This window comes from Rhizobium sp. LCM 4573, assembly GCF_001854865.1.
Lineage (GTDB): Bacteria > Pseudomonadota > Alphaproteobacteria > Rhizobiales > Rhizobiaceae > Neorhizobium.
This window is the reverse complement of the sequence record NZ_MDDW01000008.1, coordinates 53,869-71,188: the sequence shown is the minus strand read 5'-3', so window position 1 is coordinate 71,188 and position 17,320 is coordinate 53,869. Positions and strand designations below refer to the sequence as shown.

Genomic DNA, 17,320 nt, shown 5'->3' with positions numbered 1-17,320 from the left:
CATCTTGACAATTGATTTGCGCAAAGGTTTTCTCATGTCGAATTGGACGGGAGGCCAAACTGAGCAATCAACGGACCAGGGTGGGACGCGCAACGATCCATGATGTCGCTCGCGCAGCAGGCGTCAGTGTTTCCACCGTCTCCAAGGCGCTGAACGACAATGGTCGAATGGCGGCCGAGACGCGCGCCCGGATAAAGCAGGTGGCGGAGGATATCGGGTTTCGTCCGAATGCGCTCGCCCGTGGTCTGCTCTTCAATCGCTCCTTCACGATCGGCCTTTTGACGAACGACACCTATGGCCGCTTCACGCTGCCTGTAATGGCCGGCGTGTCCGAGGCGCTGGTGGACAAGGGGGTCTCGGTCTTTCTCTGCGCGATCGAAGACGATCCGGCTCTTGGCAAGATCCATGTTGACGCGATGCTGGACAAGCAGGTGGACGGCATCATCGCCACCGGCAAGCGCATCGATCGCTCACTTCCCGTTGATCTGTCCGGGCTTCCGGTTCCGGTCGTCTATGCTTTCACACAAGGCGCGCCGGACAGCGTCACCTTGACCTCGGACGACGCGCAAGGAGCGGGGCTTGCGACCGATTGGCTACTCGGCATCGGCCGGCGGAGGTTGGTGCATGTCACCGGCCCCCAGGACTTTGCCTCCGTGCGTGAGCGCGCCACGGCTTTCCGCGCACATGCCGGTGCTGGTGCCGAGGTGCTTTGCGGTGTCTGGGCGGAGCGTTGGGGACATGAGGCCGTCGCCCAGCTCTGGGAGAGGGATGGAGAAAAGCCGGACGGCATATTCTGCGGCAACGACCAGATCGCGCGCGGCGTGATCGATGCCTTGCGCGAGCGTGGCATTCGGGTGCCGCAGGATGTCTCCGTCATCGGCTTCGATAACTGGGAGATCATGGCCGATCAGGCGCGACCGCCGCTGACTTCGGTCGACATGAACCTGAAGGAACTCGGCAAGGAGGCGGGGCGCACCGTGCTGGCGCTTGCGGAGGGCAAGATCATCGAGCCGGGCCTGCGCAAGCTGCCTTGCCGGCTTGTCGTGCGGCAATCCTGTGGAGGCGGGAGCGCCTGACTTGAGGTGAGGAGAGGGGAGTGTCGTGGACGCTCCGAAAATGAGGAGGGCCGAAATGAGGAGGCCCAAGAGGAGGAAAGTCATGCTCAAGAAACTGTTGTCCGTGACATGCCTGTTTTCTGTCGCGATGTGGTCCACCGCCTCGGCGGAAACGATTTCCATGTGGGTGCGCTCCGGTATCGGGGATTCCTTCAAGGAAGTGGTCAAGGCCTACAATGCCAAGGGCGGCGATACGGTCGAACTGACCGAAGTGCCCTTTGCCGAACTGGTGCAGAAATATGCGACCGCCATTGCCGGCGGCCAGGCGCCTGACGCTCTCTCCCTCGACTTGATCTATACGCCCGCCTTTGCCGCGGCCGATCAGCTCGAGGACATGACGGACTGGGCGAAGTCGCTTCCCTATTTCAATTCACTTGCGCCGGCTCATGTGAAGCTTGGCACCTATGAGGACAGGATCTACGGCCTGCCGTTATCGGTGGAGACATCGATCTTCGCCTGGAACAAGGATCTTTACCGACAAGCCGGGCTCGATCCGGAGAAGGCGCCGGCGAGCTGGGAGGAGATCACCGCCAATGCGGAAAAGATCCGCGCGCTCGGCGGTGATACATACGGCTTCTATTTCTCCGGTGGCGGCTGCGGCGGCTRCATGATCTTCACCTTCACGCCGCTCGTCTGGGGCGCTGGCGCCGACATCCTGTCGGCAGACGGCAAGACGGCCACGCTCGACACGCCTCAAATGCGCAAGGCGGTCGACATCTATCGCAATCTCGTTGCCAAGGACACGGTTCCGGCCGGTTCGGCCAGTGACAATGGCGTCAACTTCCTGTCGATCACCAATGGCAAGATCGGCCAGCAGAGCCTCGGTGCCTTTGCTATCGGCACGCTGGTCACGCAGCATCCCGAGATCGATTTCGGGGTGACGCTGATCCCCGGGGTAGACGGCAATCCGTCATCCTTCGCCGGCGGCGATAATTTCGTTGTGACCAAGGGGACCGCGCGGCTCGACAATGTGAAGACCTTCCTGGAATACGTCTATTCCGTCGAGGGTCAGAAGATCATGGCCAAGTTCGGCAGTCTGCCGACGCGTTCGGATATCGCCGACGAGGTGCTTGCCGGCCTCGATCCGCGCCTTGGCGTCGCCATGAAGGCGGTTTCCGTCGCCAAGACGCCCTATACGCTGCAGTTCAACGATCTCWTCAATTCGGCGAACGGCCCGTGGGCGACCTTCATCAACGCCTCGATCTACGGTGATGATGTCGATGGTGCTTTCGTGAATGCACAGTCGGAAATGCAGTYGATCATCGACGCGGCGCAATAAAAACGCGCCGAGCGGGAATGGCCTTTGCGCCTGAACCGCCGGGAAGAGCCACTAGGCTCCTCCCGGCTCACCCCAATCGAAAGCGGACGTACAATGACGATGCCCCCCGTCGCATCCAGACCGCCTCGTGCACGGCGCAGGCGAAGCAGATCGGGTCTATCAGGCCTGATCTATATCGCGCCGGCCATGACTCTGGTCACGCTGTTCTTCGTGATCCCCGTCCTGTTCACGGTCTGGATGAGCCTTCACCGCTGGCCGCTTCTCGGTGCGCCGCGCTGGATAGGGCTAGGAAACTACGTCCGCATGTTGACGGACGCGCGCTTCTTCACCGCCCTCGGCTTCACCGCGCACTATACCGTGGTGGTCACGATCGCGATTTTCGCGGTTGCCTTTCCTCTCGCCTTTTTCGTGGAGAAGCAGAGGCCGTTCGTCTCGGCCTATCGGACCATTATCTTCCTGCCCGTCGTCGTCGGTCTTGCCTCGGCTTCGCTGTTATGGGTGTGGCTCGCCAATGTAGACAGCGGGCTTTTCGCGCCATTGTTCCAGGCGCTGGGCCTGACAACCGGCCGAGTGAACCTGCTTGCGACCTTCGACATGGCCTTCCTCACGATCATCGTCATGGTGGTCTGGAAGATCGCCGGCTTCACCATGATCATTCTTCTGACCGGTCTGCAGGCGATCCCGRCCGAGCTGACGGAGGCCGCGCGTATCGACRGCGCCCGTCGCTGGCAGCGCTTCCGGTACCTGACGCTGCCGCTGATGCGCCGCACGCTGGCGCTTGCCCTGATCCTGTCGATCACCGGCTCCATCCTCGCCTTCGACCAGTTCTACATCATGACGTCGGGCGGGCCGCAGAACCGGATGATTTCGGTGGTCTATTATATTTTCAACCAGTCTTTCGTGTCCTTCAATCTCGGCTATGGCGCCGCGCTCTCCATCGCGCTTCTGGCCATCCTTGTCGCCATCAGCGTCGTGCAGCTGTGGCTGCTCAAGGTGGGAGAAGACCGCCCATGACGAGCCGTCGGGAGATCCGCGCCCGCAAGGCGTTCTGGAACCGCATCGCCTATCACGGTGTCGGTATCGGAACCGCTTTCTTCTTTCTTGCGCCGTTCCTTGTCGGCTTCCTCGCCTCTTTCCGGTCCAACAGCGAAAACGGGCAGCCGCCGCTGCCGCCATGGCCGACCGCAGGCATCAGCATCGATGCTTACCGGGCACTCGACGGGTTCGGTTCCGGCGTCTGGCAGCATACCGTCAATTCGCTCATCGTATCGCTGGGCACTGTCGTTCTGACTGTAGTGGTCAGCGTGCTCGCGGGCTATGGCTTCTCGCGCTACCGCTTCCCGCTGAAGAACGTGCTCTTCGTGCTGATTATCGCCACGCTGATGATCCCGTTCCAGTCGATCCTGACACCGCTCTTCATCATTCTCGCGAAGCTCGGGCTCAACAATTCCCTGTTTGGGCTCATGTTGATCTATGTGACGCTGCAATTGCCGTTCTCGGTCTTCATGATGCGCAACGCTTTCGATGCGGTGCCCAAGGAGATCGAGGAAGCCGCCCGGATCGACGGTGCGCGTGACCTGAAGCTGCTTGTCCGCGTGCTGATGCCGCTTGTCATGCCAGGCGTCGCGACGGTGTCGATCTTCGCCTTCCTCAATGCCTGGAACGAGTTCCTGGCCGCGCTCGTGCTGTTGTCCAGCAACGAGAACTATACGCTTCCGGTTCTGATGACCGCGGTGCGCGCCGGGCGACTCGGTGCCATCAACTGGGGCGCCGTGCAGGCCGGCGTTACGGTGATGGTCGTTCCCTGCCTCTTCGTCTTCCTTCTCCTGCAACGTTACTACATGCGCGGTCTGATGGCCGGCGCGGTGAAATGAAAGAAAGTGAGCCTATGAGCAAGAACCACAAAGACCGCCAGTTTCGTCCCGTCGCCGTGCCGAATGTTCAGGTCGGAGGATTTTGGGGCGCCTGGCAGGATGCCGTCTGCGATTCCACCGCCGAGGCGCTGCTGGACCGCTGCGTGGAAGCCGGCATGGTCCGTGCCATCGATGTCGATCAGCCGAGCCCCGGCATCGTCATCCCGATCCTGGACTGGGGCGGCACGACACAGATGTTCTGGGATTCGGATCTCGGCAAATCGATCGAGACGATCGCCTATTCCCTCTACCGCAAACCGAACGCGGCGCTCGAAGCACGCGCGGACGCGATCATCGATCTTTATGAAAAGCTGCAGGACAAGGATGGCTATTTGAATGCCTGGTTCCAGCGTGTGCAGCCGGACCGGCGCTGGACGAACCTGCGCGACCATCACGAACTCTACTGCGCCGGACATCTGATCGAGGCGGCGGTCGCCTATTTTCAGGCGACGGGCAAGCGCAAGCTGCTCGATATCATGTGCCGCTATGCCGATTACATGATCGAGGTCTTCGGCCATGGCCCGGAGCAGATCCCCGGCTACGACGGCCATGAGGAAATCGAGCTGGCGTTGGTCAAGCTTGCACGCGTGACCGGCGAGAAGAAATATCTCGATCTGTCGAAGTTCTTCGTCGACGAACGGGGAAGGGAGCCGCACTTCTTCGCGGATGAGGCTCGACGCGACGGCCGCGATCCGAAGGACTACATCCAGAAAACCTACGAATACGGCCAGGCGCACCTTCCGGTTCGCGAGCAGACGAAGGTCGTGGGCCATGCTGTGCGGGCAATGTACCTCTATTCAGGCATGGCGGATATCGCGACCGAATACAAGGACGACAGCCTGACGGATGCGCTGGACGTGCTTTGGGACGATGTCGTCACCAAGCAGATGTACATCACTGGCGGGATCGGCCCGGCAGCCTCCAACGAGGGCTTCACCGACTATTACGATTTGCCGAACGACACGGCCTATGCGGAGACCTGCGCTTCGGTCGGGCTCGTCTTCTGGGCGAACCGGATGCTCGGCCGTGGGCCGGACCGGCGCTATGCCGACGTCATGGAGCAGGCGCTCTACAACGGCGCCCTGCCAGGTCTGTCCATCGACGGCAAGTCCTTCTTCTATGACAATCCCCTGGAATCGACCGGCAAGCATCATCGCTGGAAATGGCACCATTGCCCTTGTTGCCCGCCGAACATCGCGCGGCTCGTTACGTCGATCGGCTCTTATATGTATGCGGTGGCCGATGACGAAATCGCCGTGCATCTCTATGGCGAAAGCACATTGCGGTGCGAGCTTGCCAACGGCGCGGAGGTGTCGCTGAAGCAGAGCACCAATTACCCCTGGGAGGGGAGCATCGCTATCAATGCCGAACTCGCAGCGCCGGTACGGTTTACGCTTTCACTGCGCATTCCGGAATGGGCGGACGATGCGACGCTCAGCGTCAACGGGGAAATGCTGGACCTGTCGAAGGTTACAGTCGAGGGCTACGCCCGCATCGAGCGCGAATGGGTGGATGGCGACAGGGTGGCCTTGTACCTGCCCCTCTCGCTGCGGCCGCAATATGCCAATCCGAAGGTCCGGCAGGACGCCGGCCGTGTCGCGCTGATGCGCGGGCCGCTCGTCTATTGCGCGGAGGAAGTCGACAACGGCAGCGATCTGAATGCCATCGTCGTTCCCAAAAGCCTGCAGCAGGCGCAAACGGAGGTGATGCCTACCCTGAACGGGGCGATCGCGATCGATCTGGCGGCTGAACGGGAAGACACGTCCACATGGGGCGACGCGCTCTACCGCATGGCTCCGGCAAACCGCAAACCTGCCTCGATACGCCTTGTGCCCTACCATCTCTGGGACAATCGCGAGCCGGGCAGCATGCTTGTTTGGCTGCAGGCCGAGAAATAGGACCGGGCAATGACGAGCCTAGCACGCCCCACAAGTCTGACCTTGAGCGATGTACGCAAGAGCTACGGCAGCCTTGCGGTCATCCACGGGGTCGATCTGACGATTGGCGAAGGCGAGTTCGTCGTCTTCGTCGGGCCGTCCGGATGCGGGAAGTCGACGCTGCTGCGCATGATCGCAGGGTTGGAGGAAGTCACCGATGGCGAGGTCGCCATCAAGGGGCGCGACGTCACCGACCTTGATCCTTCGGATCGGGGCATCGCCATGGTATTCCAGTCCTATGCGCTCTATCCGCATATGACCGTTCGTGACAATCTGGCGTTCGGCCTGAAAATGTCGCGAACCGCTGCGACGGAAATCGACCGCCGCGTCGCCCAGGCGGCCTCGATCCTGAAGATCGAGCATCTGCTGGACCGGCGGCCGGGACAGCTTTCCGGTGGCCAGCGGCAGCGCGTGGCGATAGGCCGGGCCATCGTGCGCAAACCGGATGTCTTTCTCTTCGACGAGCCGCTGTCCAATCTCGACGCGGAACTGCGCGTCTCGATGCGCATCGAGATCGCCCGTCTGCATCGTGACCTCGGCAACACGATGATTTACGTCACCCATGACCAGACGGAAGCCATGACGCTCGCCGATCGCATCGTCATCTTGCGTGACGGCCGCATCGAGCAGGTCGGCACGCCGCGGCAGGTATACGAGGATCCGGCCAACACCTTTGTCGCCGGTTTCATCGGTTCTCCGCGCATGAACCTGCTGGATGGGGTGTGGAGCAAGGGCCGCATCCGGATAGGCGAGGTGCTATTGCCGGCCCCGATGCTTCAGAACGATCGCTCCGAAGGAGCGCCTCTGAAGTTCGGCATCCGGCCTGAACATATCGAGATCGCGGTGAGCGGCGAGGACGGTCTGCCGGCAATCGTGGAGTTCACCGAATATCTCGGCGGCACCTGTTACGTCTATTGCCGCTTGGCGGAAGGACAAAGCGTCACTATCGAAAGCCGGGGCGATAAGCAACCGGCTGGCGGCGATCGGATAACGCTGGTTTTCCCCGCCGCTCGGAGCTTTGTATTCGATGACAATGGCATGCGCATGAGGTGATCTGTTGCCTCGAGATGCCGCCGCCACTGATGATGGCCCGTGGAGACACAATCCTGGGGGCACGAGCGCGTCACATACCGGAGTGACAGGCTGTGGGAGAACCGGATTGCGGCGATTTCAGGCCGTCAAGACTTAAGCTGGTTGGGGCAGACTATCGCATGGCAGCCCGTTCGCCCAACGTCTCAAATTGAATCGGACGAGTTTTCACTTTAAAATTGGACGCGTTGTTCACCGGCCAGGGGAACAAGGGAAAGGCATCCGCCGTTAAGGTTTTAGCTCAAAAAGGAGGTTGCACATCATGGCTCAGGAGGCTCGACGTCCCGATCGCAAAGGAGGCCAAGGCCGAGATAGTACCAAACCGGGCACTATCGTTGCCGGTCCCGACGCACATGCGCGGGAGAATGCCGGCAAGGCACCGACGAACCACCGTGATGGCCAGAAGAAGGACGGCCTGGCTGAGGGCAGCCCCAAAATCGTCCGTGATCGTTCTTGATACGTGTCTACGAACCGTGATCCACCCCGGCTGCCAGGGTGGATCATTAATGATGGTATTTCGAAGCGACCTTATGCGGTGAGGTCGAAACGATCCGCGTTCATGACCTTGGTCCACGCGGCGACGAAATCCCTGACGAACTTCTCCTTGTTGTCGTCCTGAGCATAAACTTCCGCGTAGGCCCGCAGGATGGAGTTCGAGCCGAAGACGAGGTCGACGCGCGTAGCAGTGAACCTGCTCGCGCCGGTCTTGCGGTCACGGATTTCGTAAAGGTTGTTGCCGACGGGAACCCAGGAATAGGCCATGTCCGTCAGCGTGACGAAGAAATCGGTCGTCAGTGCGCCGACGCGATCGGTAAAGACGCCTTGCGAGGTGCCACCGTGATTGGTGCCGATCACCCGCATGCCACCGATCAGTGCCGTCATTTCCGGCGCGGTCAGACCCATGAGCTGAGCGCGGTCGAGCAACAGTTCTTCGGGGCTGACGACGTAGTCCTTCTTCTGCCAGTTGCGGAAACCGTCTGCGAGCGGTTCCAGCGGCGCAAAGCTCGAGGCGTCGGTCTGCTCAGCGGCTGCGTCGCCGCGACCCGCAACGAAGGGTACTTCGATGTCGAAGCCGGCCGCCTTGGCTGCCTGTTCCACACCGTAGTTGCCTGCCAGCACGATCACGTCGGCAAGGCTGGCGCCGAACTCGCCGGCAATCGGCTCGAGCACCGAGAGAACTCGGGCCAGACGTTCCGGTTCATTGCCTTCCCAGTCCTTCTGCGGAGCCAGACGGATACGCGCCCCGTTTGCGCCACCGCGGAAATCAGAACCACGATAGGTGCGAGCACTGTCCCAAGCGGTGGAGACCAGGTCGGACGCTGAAAGACCCGAAGCAGCGATCTTCGCCTTGACGGCGTTGACGTCGTAGTCGTTGCGGCCAGCCGGAACCGGATCCTGCCAGATAAGATCCTCGCTCGGCGCGTCGGGTCCAAAATAGCGCGTCTTCGGGCCCATGTCGCGGTGAGTGAGCTTGAACCAGGCGCGGGCGAAGGCATCCGAGAATGCCTCGAAATCGTTCATGAAACGCAGCGAGATTTCGCGATAGATCGGGTCTACCTTCAGCGCCATGTCCGCATCGGTCATCATCGGGTTATGGCGGATCGAAGGATCTTCCACGTCGACCGGCTTATCCTGTTCGGTGATTGAAACGGGCTCCCACTGGGTCGCGCCGGYCGGGCTCTTCACCAGATGCCAGTCGTGCTCGAACAGCATCTTGAAGAAGCCGTTGTCCCATTTGGTCGGCTCCGAGGTCCAGGCGCCTTCAAGACCCGAAACAACGGTGTTGCGGCCGATGCCGCGGCCCTTCGTGTTCATCCAGCCCAAGCCTTGGAATTCCGGGCCGGCAGCCTCCGGGTCGGGGCTGAGATCGAGAGGGTTGCCGTTCCCGTGGGTCTTGCCGATCGTATGGCCGCCGGCGGTCAGCGCCACCGTCTCCTCGTCGTTCATACCCATGCGCGCGAAGGTTTCGCGCATTTGCGCGGCAGTCGCAAGCGGATCGGATTTGCCGTTGACGCCTTCGGGATTGACGTAGATGAGGCCCATCTGCACCGCCGCAAGCGGGTTTGCCAGCGTGTCCGGCTTGGCAACGTCTCCGTAGCGGCCGTCGCTAGGGGCCAGCCATTCCTTCTCGTCGCCCCAATAGGTGTCCTTTTCCGGATGCCAGATGTCCTCGCGACCGAAGGCGAAGCCGAACGTCTTCAGGCCTGCAACCTCATAGGCGATCGTCCCTGCAAGTGCGATCAGGTCGGCCCAGGAAATCTTGTTTCCGTATTTCTTCTTGATCGGCCACAGCAGGCGGCGGCCCTTGTCGGTATTGACGTTGTCCGGCCAGGAATTGAGCGGAGCGAAACGCTGGTTGCCTGTATTGGCACCGCCACGCCCGTCGGACGTGCGATAGGAACCCGCGGCATGCCAGGTGACGCGCGCCATCATGCCGACATAGCTACCCCAATCCGCCGGCCACCAGTCCTGGCTGTCGGTCATCAGAGCACGCAGGTCGGCCTTCAGGGCCTCCACATCGAGCTTCTTGAGCTCTTCCCGGTAATTGAAGGTCTTGCCGAGCGGATTGGTCTTGGTGTCATGCTGGTGCAGAATGTCGAGGTTCAGCGCGTTGGGCCACCATTCCGTGACGGATTTGCCAAGGGCGGTATTGCCGCCGTGCATGACCGGACACTTGCCGGCTGATTTCGTTGTTGCGTCCATGTTGTTCTCCGATGGATTGCCCGAGATGGAAAGCCGCGGCTGAACTTGGCTCGCAGGCTCCCCGCTTCCAAAGCGATGATAGCCGTTGAGATTCACCAGCTGCCCGACTGCGATAATCGACCCTTGCTATAATTTCCAATTGTATCTTCTAAAAACCCCGATATGACAGGATTATGATTGGAGTGACCATAAAGCACCTGCGCTACTTCGAAGCCCTTGCGAGATTAGGGCATTTCGGACGCGCGGCCGAGGCATGTACTGTTTCCCAACCGGCCTTGTCCGTACAGATAAGGGATCTCGAAGAGCTGATCGGTGCTCCCCTGGTAGAAAGAGGAGGGCGGCAGATTCGCCTCACGAGCCTTGGCGAGCAGTTTGCACAGAGGGTTCGGGAAATCCTCCGCTCGGTCGATGAACTGGAGGAGTTGGCCCGTGCGGCAGACGGCCCCCTTACCGGTGAGCTTCGCATCGGTGTCATTCCCACGGTTGCCCCTTATCTCCTTCCTGGCGTCATCAAGGCGCTCACCCAGYGCTACCCCGGCCTGGAACCCAGGCCGCGCGAGGCAACCACGCACAAGCTGATCAGCAATCTGCTGGAAGCCCGGCTCGACCTCGCGATCGTCGCGTTACCCGTTTCGGAGGGTGCCTTGACGGAAATGCCGCTCTTCGACGAAGAGTTCGTCCTGGTGCGGCCCTTGGAAGACGCCGGCAAGCCGGTGCCCAGTGCCAACAAGCTTCATGAGATGAAGCTGCTGCTGTTGGAGGAAGGCCACTGTTTCAGGGAGCAGGCACTTTCGGTCTGCAATATCACAGATCCTTCTCCGCGTGAGTTGATGGAGGGCAGTTCGCTGTCCACTCTCGTCCAGATGGTCGGTGCCGGCATCGGGGTTACACTCATCCCRCAAATGGCGGTCTCTGCAGAGAGCCGATCCTCCAACGTCTGCATGTTTCGCCTGCGTGAACCGCGCCCATCCCGCACTATCGGGATTGTTTGGCGAAAGACCAACCCGTTGGCGTCGCAGTTCGCTCAAATCACTGATATCGTTCGCGAGGTCGGGTTGCACAAACAACGCGAAATGCACGATCTTCTCCGCGCTTGAACTGGAAAAAGTCGAGCCGATTTGGCTGCAATGGGGCCGACGGCAGACCGTCTGCTGCCAAGGCAACCGGGCGAAAAGCGGACATCGAGATCTATTTTGGGAGCGACCTCTGCGGGGGCACCGTAGAGTTCCCCGTGACCGCCCACGTGACATGGCTCTGGCCAAGGTGGGGCCGATGGCAAATCAGGATCATTCGCCTGCACACCGCAATATCGCTTGAACAAACGCGTCATGTCGGATCGGTTTTACGAGTACTTCCGCGCCGGGATGCTTCTCCCGCATGCTGTCCGGCAAGGGCTGACCGCTATAGAAGACAAACGGAATGGCACGTGCTGCCAGCGTGTCCGCAACTTCTTCCGAGGTTTCGCGACCAAGGCGGACATCCAATAAAGCGGCGGACAATGGTTCTTCGGTGGCAATCTTCAAGGCGGCCGGCAGCGTCACGGCGCTGACGATGTCGGCTCCCGCGTCCTTCAGCACATCTTCAATCGCGATGGCGATCAGGAACTCATCGTCGACTACGAGAACCCGCATCCCCTGCAGAGCCTGGACGTCCTCAGCATTGTTCCTCATTGTTCTCGTGCTCCGGAAGTGCCAGCTCGATTGTGCAGGTGAGCCCTTCGCGGGCAAATTCACGATGGACCGTCGCCCCAGACAGGCTCCGTTCTATCAGGGAGCCTCCAAAACCCACCCGTTCGGGCTTTATCACCGGTGGGCCACCCGTTTCCCGCCAGCTGACCATGAAATGGCGGGCACCATTGTCGTCGTGGTCGAGTGTCCAACTCAGTAAGACCTGTCCCGTTCCAACTGAGAGCGCGCCGTACTTGGCCGAATTCGTTGCAAGCTCATGCAATACAAGGCCAAACGGGGTCGCGAAATCGGGAGGCAATGTGACCGGATCACCGTCGAGGAGGAGACGCTGCGGATCGTCCGTCAAATAGGCTGCAAGCTGAGTACGGGCGAGACTGCCAAATTCGGCGCCCTCCCAGCGCGCTTCGACCAGAAGTWTATGCGCGCGCGCCAGTGCGTCGAGGCGGCCTTCGAATAATTCGACGAAGCGGTCTCCGGAACCTGCTGTTCGCAGCGTCTGGCGTGCTATCGATTGAACCACGGCCAGCGTGTTGCTCACTCGGTGACTGAGCTCGCTGATCAACAACTTGCTGCGGCGCTCCCATTTTTTCCGGTCCGTCACATCTCGCGTGCTCTCCAAAACCAGACGCCGCTCGCCGATCGTCAGCAGTTCGATCTGGCTCTCGACCGTCAAAACCCCCCCATCCTTTGTTCGGTGCAGGACCTCGCCACTCCAGCTCTTATGTTGGAGAAGCGACTGTCGGAGTTGATCGAAAGACCCACCCGGCACCGTCGTGTGGAGCAGAACCTCCTTCTTCTTTCCGATCGCCTCCTGCCGCGAATAACCATAGAGTTCCTCGCTTCCCCGGTTCCATTGTATGATCCCGTTGTCGAAGTCCCAGACGAAAATCGGCGAACGTGAGAGTTCGACCAAACGGATTTCCTGTCTGAGCTGCTCCTCGCTTTCCCGCAGGGCATCCTCGGCGCGCCGGCGCTCGGTGATATCCACAAAGGTCGCGACGACGCCATCGATCTTGTCATCGACGGTACGATATGGCCGGATACGCACGAGGTACCATCCGCCGTTACGGCTTTCGACCTCGTGTTCGACCGGCGCCAGATCTTTCAGAACCGCGCGAGCGTGGTCGGCTAATCCATCATATTCGAGCTGGTGCGTGAAATCCGTAATCGGGCGCCCTTCATCGCTTGCGGTAATATTGAACAATTCCATCAAGCGTGGTGTGAAGCGCTTGATGCGCAGGGAAGGATCAAGGAACAGGGTGCCGAAATCCGTCGCCGCCATCAGGTTTTGCAGATCGCTGTGGGCGCGCGAGATGCTCTCAAGCTTGAGCTTCAACTCATTATTGACGGTCTGGAGCTCCTCGTTGATGGACTGGAGTTCTTCCTTGCTCGTCTCCAGCTCCTCAGAAGTCGATCGATATTCCTCGTTGATCGACTGGAGCTCTTCGTTCGCAGCGCGCAGCTCTTCGTTCGCGGCTTCGGATTCTTCGCGCGTTGCACGAAGGCGGCTATGTGCGAGCTGAAGTTCCTCCTGGAGCTGTTTGACGGTTTCTCCATCGCTTCCCCGATCAAACCGGCCACCACCTTCGAGGGTACTCTCGTCAAGAGCCTCTCCCTCGATGAACAGCACGAGCGCATAGCGTGCCGGGTCATTATCCTGGAGCACCGGCTTTACCTGCAGATAGACACGGTGTCTTGAACCATTGAACTGAACCGGGAGCGGCATGCTGAGGGTTGCTTCGCCGCGTTCGAAAGCGCGATGAAGCGCTGTCCTCAGATCGAAGCGAAGCTCTTCGCGAACCATCTCGGTCGCTTCCGTGCTGACCGGCCCTCCGGAAAGTTGAAGAAATCGGCCGRCATTTTCCGACAGATGAATAGCTCGAAGATTTTCGTCAACGAGCATGCTCGGCGGCGCGATCCTCTCCAGCATTTGCCGATGTAATGCGGCATCTCCGATATTCAGATTCGGCGAGGATGGACGAGGAACGGCTGGTCCTCTCTCCGGCAATTGYCGCGGACCAAGCAGGATTGGGAGCGCGGTTCGTTTTTCCGCCGGATTGACGGTCGAACGATAGATTCTAGCGTCACGATCGACAGCTCTGAACAGTCCCGCGGGCTGGTCGGCACTTTCGGACGCGCCCAGAAAAAGAAAGCCGCCAGGATTGAGGGCATAGTGAAAGGTGTTGCAGACCTGGTGCTGCAGCTCCCGGTCCAGATAGATAAGGAGATTGCGGCACGAGATCATGTCTACGCGCGAAAATGGCGGATCGCRCAGAAGGCTGTGGTTCGCAAACAGCACGATGTCGCGAAGCTCCCTTCGAACACGATAATGCTCTCCTTCGCGCTGAAAGAACCGACGAAGCCGTTCCTCGGTGACGTCCGCCTCGATGGTTGCCGGAAACCGGCCTTCTCGAGCGACTGACAGAGCTCCGGCGTCCAGATCGGAGCCGAAGACCTGGATTTCCGGCCTTAGATCACGGCGCGCCGCTTCTTCCAGGAGAAGGATTCCCAGCGTGTAGGCTTCCTCACCCGTGGCACAGCCAGGCACCCAGACCCGGATGTTTCCTGCGGCCTCCTTGCCTTCGAAGAGCTGAGGAATGACGTCCTGCGCGAGAAGATTGAAGGCGTGCGGATCGCGAAAGAACGTGGTGACGGAGATCAGGAAGTCCGTGAAGAGAGATTGAGCCTCTTCGGCATTTTCGCGCAAGTAGGCATAGTAATCTCCGAGACTGTCCTTTCTTGTAACCTGCATGCGCCTTGYGATGCGGCGCAAAATCGTCGCGCGCTTATATAGCGAAAAATCATGACCAATCCTGACACGAAGGTGCCCCAATATCCGCCGGAGCATCTCCTCGTCTGTATCCCGTGCTGGAGAAGGCGATCCTCTGTTGTCCTCTCTCAGAAGCTCGTTGAGTTGCTGCGCCAAGTCCCGGATCGGAAGCACGAAGTCCGCGACTTCGGCTGCGATCGCGTTCCTTGGCATCGATGGATATTCCGCCTCGTTCGGGTCCTGCACGAGGACGATGCCGCCCGCCTCCTTGATAGCCTTGACGCCATTCGCGCCGTCGGCTCCGGCTCCTGTGAGGATGACACCGTAAGCGAGGCCATCGGTATGTTGCTCGGCAAGCGACCGAAAAAAAAGATCGATCGGAGCACGGTGGAAGCGGGGTTCGTCGAAGGGGACGGCCGAAATCGTATGATTGGCTATGACAAGCCGACTGTTCGGCGCGATGACATAGACATGGTTGCTCTCAAGCTTTGCAGTCTCRTCGACTTGCTCCACCGGCATCGTCGTCCGACTGGCCAGGATCTCTGCGAGCTGGCTCCTGAACTCCGGATCAAGATGAACGACGACGACAAAAGCCGCATTCGGTTCGTCTGGCAACGCTTCAAAAAAGCTCTGAAGCGCCTTGACCCCGCCGGCTGAAGCTCCGATCCCCACGATCGGCGCATCGGAATCCGATGCCATGATCTATCTCCCCACTCAAGCGGAATATGGCCTAAAAAAGGCAGCAACCATTAGGAATTCATATTCGAGATTTTGGTTCCGTCCCAGTCGAGAACCCTTTTATAGATTGGATTTGCCATCGTCACTCCATCGCTGACCGATAACATCGCATAGAACAAAAGCCTGGCATGCGCGTTGGGTCGTGAAGGAGAGCGCATGAGCCGCCGTGATATCATTGCAGTGGGAGGATCCTTAGGGGCGGTCGACGCTGTTAAGCAGCTCTGCCAGGCATTGCCGCGCGACCTTGCCGCAACGATGTTCATCGTGATCCATGTCGGCGCACAGGGCAACAATCTGCTGGCTGAAATTTTTGACGCGCATTCGTCTATTTCCATCAAGACGGCGGTGGATGGGGAGGTTCTCCAACCCGGTCATGCTTATGTCGCTCCCGCCGACCACCACCTTCTTGTAGTGAATGATCACGTGAGGCTGGGCCGCGGGCCCCGTGAGAATATGGCCCGCCCGGCGCTAGATCCGCTCTTCCGATCCGTCGGCGTCTCTTTTGGACCCCGTGCGATTGCGGTCGTCCTGACGGGGATGCTCAACGACGGCGCAGCCGGGCTCGCCGATGTCAAACGGTGCGGAGGAGTTACAGTGGTTCAAACTCCGGCGGATGCGCTCGCGCCAGACATGCCCTTGGGTGCGCTTCAAGCCAGCGATATCGATTATCGGGCGCCGCTTTCTGACATGGCAGAGCTTCTGGTGAAGCTTTCCAGCGAAGAGGCAGGCCCAACCGTCGAGATTCCCGAAGATATCAGGAGCGAGGTCGCCATCGCCCTGGGAAGGCAAGCAGACACCGAGATCATGGCGCAGTTTTCTGATCCTGTCGCGCTCTCATGCCCGGCATGCGGGGGAGTCCTGTCACAGGTGAGACGAGGATCGCCCCTGCGGTTCCGGTGTCAGGTCGGGCATGCCTACACCGCTGAAGCACTTGCGAGCGAGCAGGAAGGCGCCGTGGACGAGGCGGTGCGCGTGGCGCTGAGGATCATCGAAGAGCGGATCGTGCTCACCGAGAAGATGGCCGACGAGGCTCGAATGTCCGGCAGAGGTGCGGCTGCCGCGTCCTACGAGAAACGATTGAACGAAAGCCGAGCCTATGCCGACATCCTGCGTAAGGCCATCACCGCGCCGTAGCGTTGACACCGCTGCCACCAAGGAAATCAATACCACGAGGCCAGCGTTGCCGTCTTATGCGGAGGCTGCACGTTGCCGGTGAACGGCGTGATGGCCCGATTGTCACTTGATCTGCTCAAGTTGTCTCCGGGAGGGTGCTCCGCAGCGAGATATCCGCTTCACGAGAACCTTTGCCATCAAGGATTTGAACGATGCAGACACGGACGTGGCTGTGTGGATAAGGTGAGCGTCGTGCCGAAGCCTCGAGTGGCAACGTCGGCTTCAGGGTGGAAGCYCAGCCTGCCTCAACGGCGGCAAGGGGGCGCATAGCTGCTTCTACTGAGAGCAACGGCCCCGCTCTTCGCGTCACTGGATGTGGCATTTGCTACATCATCCCGGATTTTTACAATAGGGTAGGGCGGCATAGTGGTGGAGAGCAGACCAAACGCGAATGGAGGTACTATGCGACTGATGGAATTCGTAGCTGTTGTCGGGATGATGCTTGCATCGTCCAGCGCCTCAGCATTCGCCGAGGGATTTGAAACTCATGATCTCACGACGATGGAGAAAACCGTCGCAGCCAAATTTGACAAGCAGGCATACCATTGGGCGACCCCTGCTAATATGAGCATCTCCTGCTGCGGGGCGGATGAAGACGAAATCGTTTCGGTGACTGTCGATCGACAAACAGACGAGATCGGCAAGGCGAACCGGACTGACGAAGCCTACATCGCCGAACTCGAGAACATCTGTGCGAACGGGATTTGCAAGATCGAGGAGATCGACGCCGGAACAGCCATCGCCAGGCAGATCACCCTCCGAAACCTTGGTGGCGGCCAATCAGGGGTGAACATTTTCGCAGTGAAGGGTGGCGACAGGCTGATAATCCAGTCCTCTGCAAAGAGCACAGAGGCAGCCAGGAACAACGCTGTGAAGGTCTTGGAGGTCCTAGAGATGCAGCTCATAGGGCAGTGA

12 protein-coding genes are annotated in these 17,320 nt (G+C 59.9%); 9 read left to right on the top strand and 3 right to left on the bottom strand.

What is annotated here, in order from left to right; translation table 11 throughout:
- Positions 1-80: 80 nt before the first annotated feature.
- The 6 genes from LCM4573_RS14510 to LCM4573_RS14485 all read left to right on the top strand — a co-directional run bounded on the left by LCM4573_RS14510 (position 81) and on the right by LCM4573_RS14485 (position 7,297).
- Positions 81-1,076 (top strand): LacI family DNA-binding transcriptional regulator, encoded by a 996-nt coding sequence (locus tag LCM4573_RS14510; RefSeq protein WP_244505318.1) that lies wholly within the window; start codon positions 81-83, stop codon positions 1,074-1,076.
- Positions 1,077-1,158: 82 nt separating this feature from the next.
- A complete protein-coding gene (locus tag LCM4573_RS14505; RefSeq protein ID WP_071007100.1) occupies positions 1,159-2,394 on the top strand; it encodes a sugar ABC transporter substrate-binding protein in 1,236 nt (411 codons plus the stop codon).
- Between the two features lie 99 nt (positions 2,395-2,493).
- Positions 2,494-3,408, top strand: coding sequence for a carbohydrate ABC transporter permease (locus LCM4573_RS14500; RefSeq protein ID WP_116285518.1), 915 nt, complete (start codon positions 2,494-2,496; stop codon positions 3,406-3,408).
- Positions 3,405-4,268 (top strand): carbohydrate ABC transporter permease, encoded by an 864-nt coding sequence (locus LCM4573_RS14495; protein WP_071007098.1) that lies wholly within the window; start codon positions 3,405-3,407, stop codon positions 4,266-4,268. The genes LCM4573_RS14500 and LCM4573_RS14495 overlap by 4 nt, the downstream gene beginning before the upstream one ends.
- 14 nt (positions 4,269-4,282) lie before the next feature.
- Positions 4,283-6,205, top strand: a complete 1,923-nt coding sequence (locus tag LCM4573_RS14490; RefSeq protein ID WP_071007097.1) for a glycoside hydrolase family 127 protein — start codon at positions 4,283-4,285, stop codon at positions 6,203-6,205.
- Between the two features lie 9 nt (positions 6,206-6,214).
- Positions 6,215-7,297 carry an ABC transporter ATP-binding protein gene (locus tag LCM4573_RS14485; protein WP_071007096.1) on the top strand — a complete coding sequence of 361 codons (1,083 nt, stop codon included), beginning with the start codon at positions 6,215-6,217 and terminating at the stop codon, positions 7,295-7,297.
- A 564-nt stretch (positions 7,298-7,861) separates the two neighbouring features.
- On the opposite strand, the gene katG is transcribed toward LCM4573_RS14485, so the two are convergent.
- Positions 7,862-10,036, bottom strand: a complete 2,175-nt coding sequence (gene katG / locus LCM4573_RS14480) for a catalase/peroxidase HPI (RefSeq protein WP_071007095.1) — start codon at positions 10,034-10,036, stop codon at positions 7,862-7,864.
- A 173-nt stretch (positions 10,037-10,209) separates the two neighbouring features.
- On the opposite strand from katG, the gene LCM4573_RS14475 reads away from it, so the two are divergent.
- On the top strand, positions 10,210-11,133 hold the full coding sequence (locus LCM4573_RS14475; RefSeq protein ID WP_071007093.1) for a hydrogen peroxide-inducible genes activator: 924 nt from the start codon (positions 10,210-10,212) through the stop codon (positions 11,131-11,133).
- Between the two features lie 189 nt (positions 11,134-11,322).
- On the opposite strand, the gene LCM4573_RS14470 is transcribed toward LCM4573_RS14475, so the two are convergent.
- Together LCM4573_RS14470 and LCM4573_RS14465 are read right to left on the bottom strand one after the other, a co-directional pair.
- Positions 11,323-11,706 (bottom strand): response regulator, encoded by a 384-nt coding sequence (locus tag LCM4573_RS14470; RefSeq protein WP_071007091.1) that lies wholly within the window; start codon positions 11,704-11,706, stop codon positions 11,323-11,325.
- Positions 11,690-15,193: a chemotaxis protein CheB gene (locus LCM4573_RS14465; RefSeq protein ID WP_071007089.1), complete on the bottom strand. Its 3,504-nt coding sequence runs from the start codon at positions 15,191-15,193 to the stop codon at positions 11,690-11,692. The genes LCM4573_RS14470 and LCM4573_RS14465 overlap by 17 nt, the downstream gene beginning before the upstream one ends.
- Before the next feature lie 195 nt (positions 15,194-15,388).
- Here LCM4573_RS14465 and LCM4573_RS14460 point away from each other — a divergent pair, with 195 nt between their 5' ends.
- Complete coding sequence (locus LCM4573_RS14460) at positions 15,389-16,366, top strand: chemotaxis protein CheB (protein ID WP_071007087.1); 978 nt, start codon at positions 15,389-15,391, stop codon at positions 16,364-16,366.
- Between the two features lie 450 nt (positions 16,367-16,816).
- Positions 16,817-17,320 (top strand): hypothetical protein, encoded by a 504-nt coding sequence (locus tag LCM4573_RS14455; RefSeq protein WP_131818965.1) that lies wholly within the window; start codon positions 16,817-16,819, stop codon positions 17,318-17,320.

Coding starts and splice junctions, on each gene's coding strand:
- LCM4573_RS14495 (WP_071007098.1), top strand. CDS start 3,405: ATGACGAGCCGTCGGGAGATCCGCGCCCGCAAGGCGTTCTGGAACCGC.
- LCM4573_RS14490 (WP_071007097.1), top strand. CDS start 4,283: ATGAGCAAGAACCACAAAGACCGCCAGTTTCGTCCCGTCGCCGTGCCG.
- LCM4573_RS14485 (WP_071007096.1), top strand. CDS start 6,215: ATGACGAGCCTAGCACGCCCCACAAGTCTGACCTTGAGCGATGTACGC.
- LCM4573_RS14470 (WP_071007091.1), bottom strand. CDS start 11,706: ATGAGGAACAATGCTGAGGACGTCCAGGCTCTGCAGGGGATGCGGGTT.
- LCM4573_RS14460 (WP_071007087.1), top strand. CDS start 15,389: ATGAGCCGCCGTGATATCATTGCAGTGGGAGGATCCTTAGGGGCGGTC.
- LCM4573_RS14455 (WP_131818965.1), top strand. CDS start 16,817: ATGGAATTCGTAGCTGTTGTCGGGATGATGCTTGCATCGTCCAGCGCC.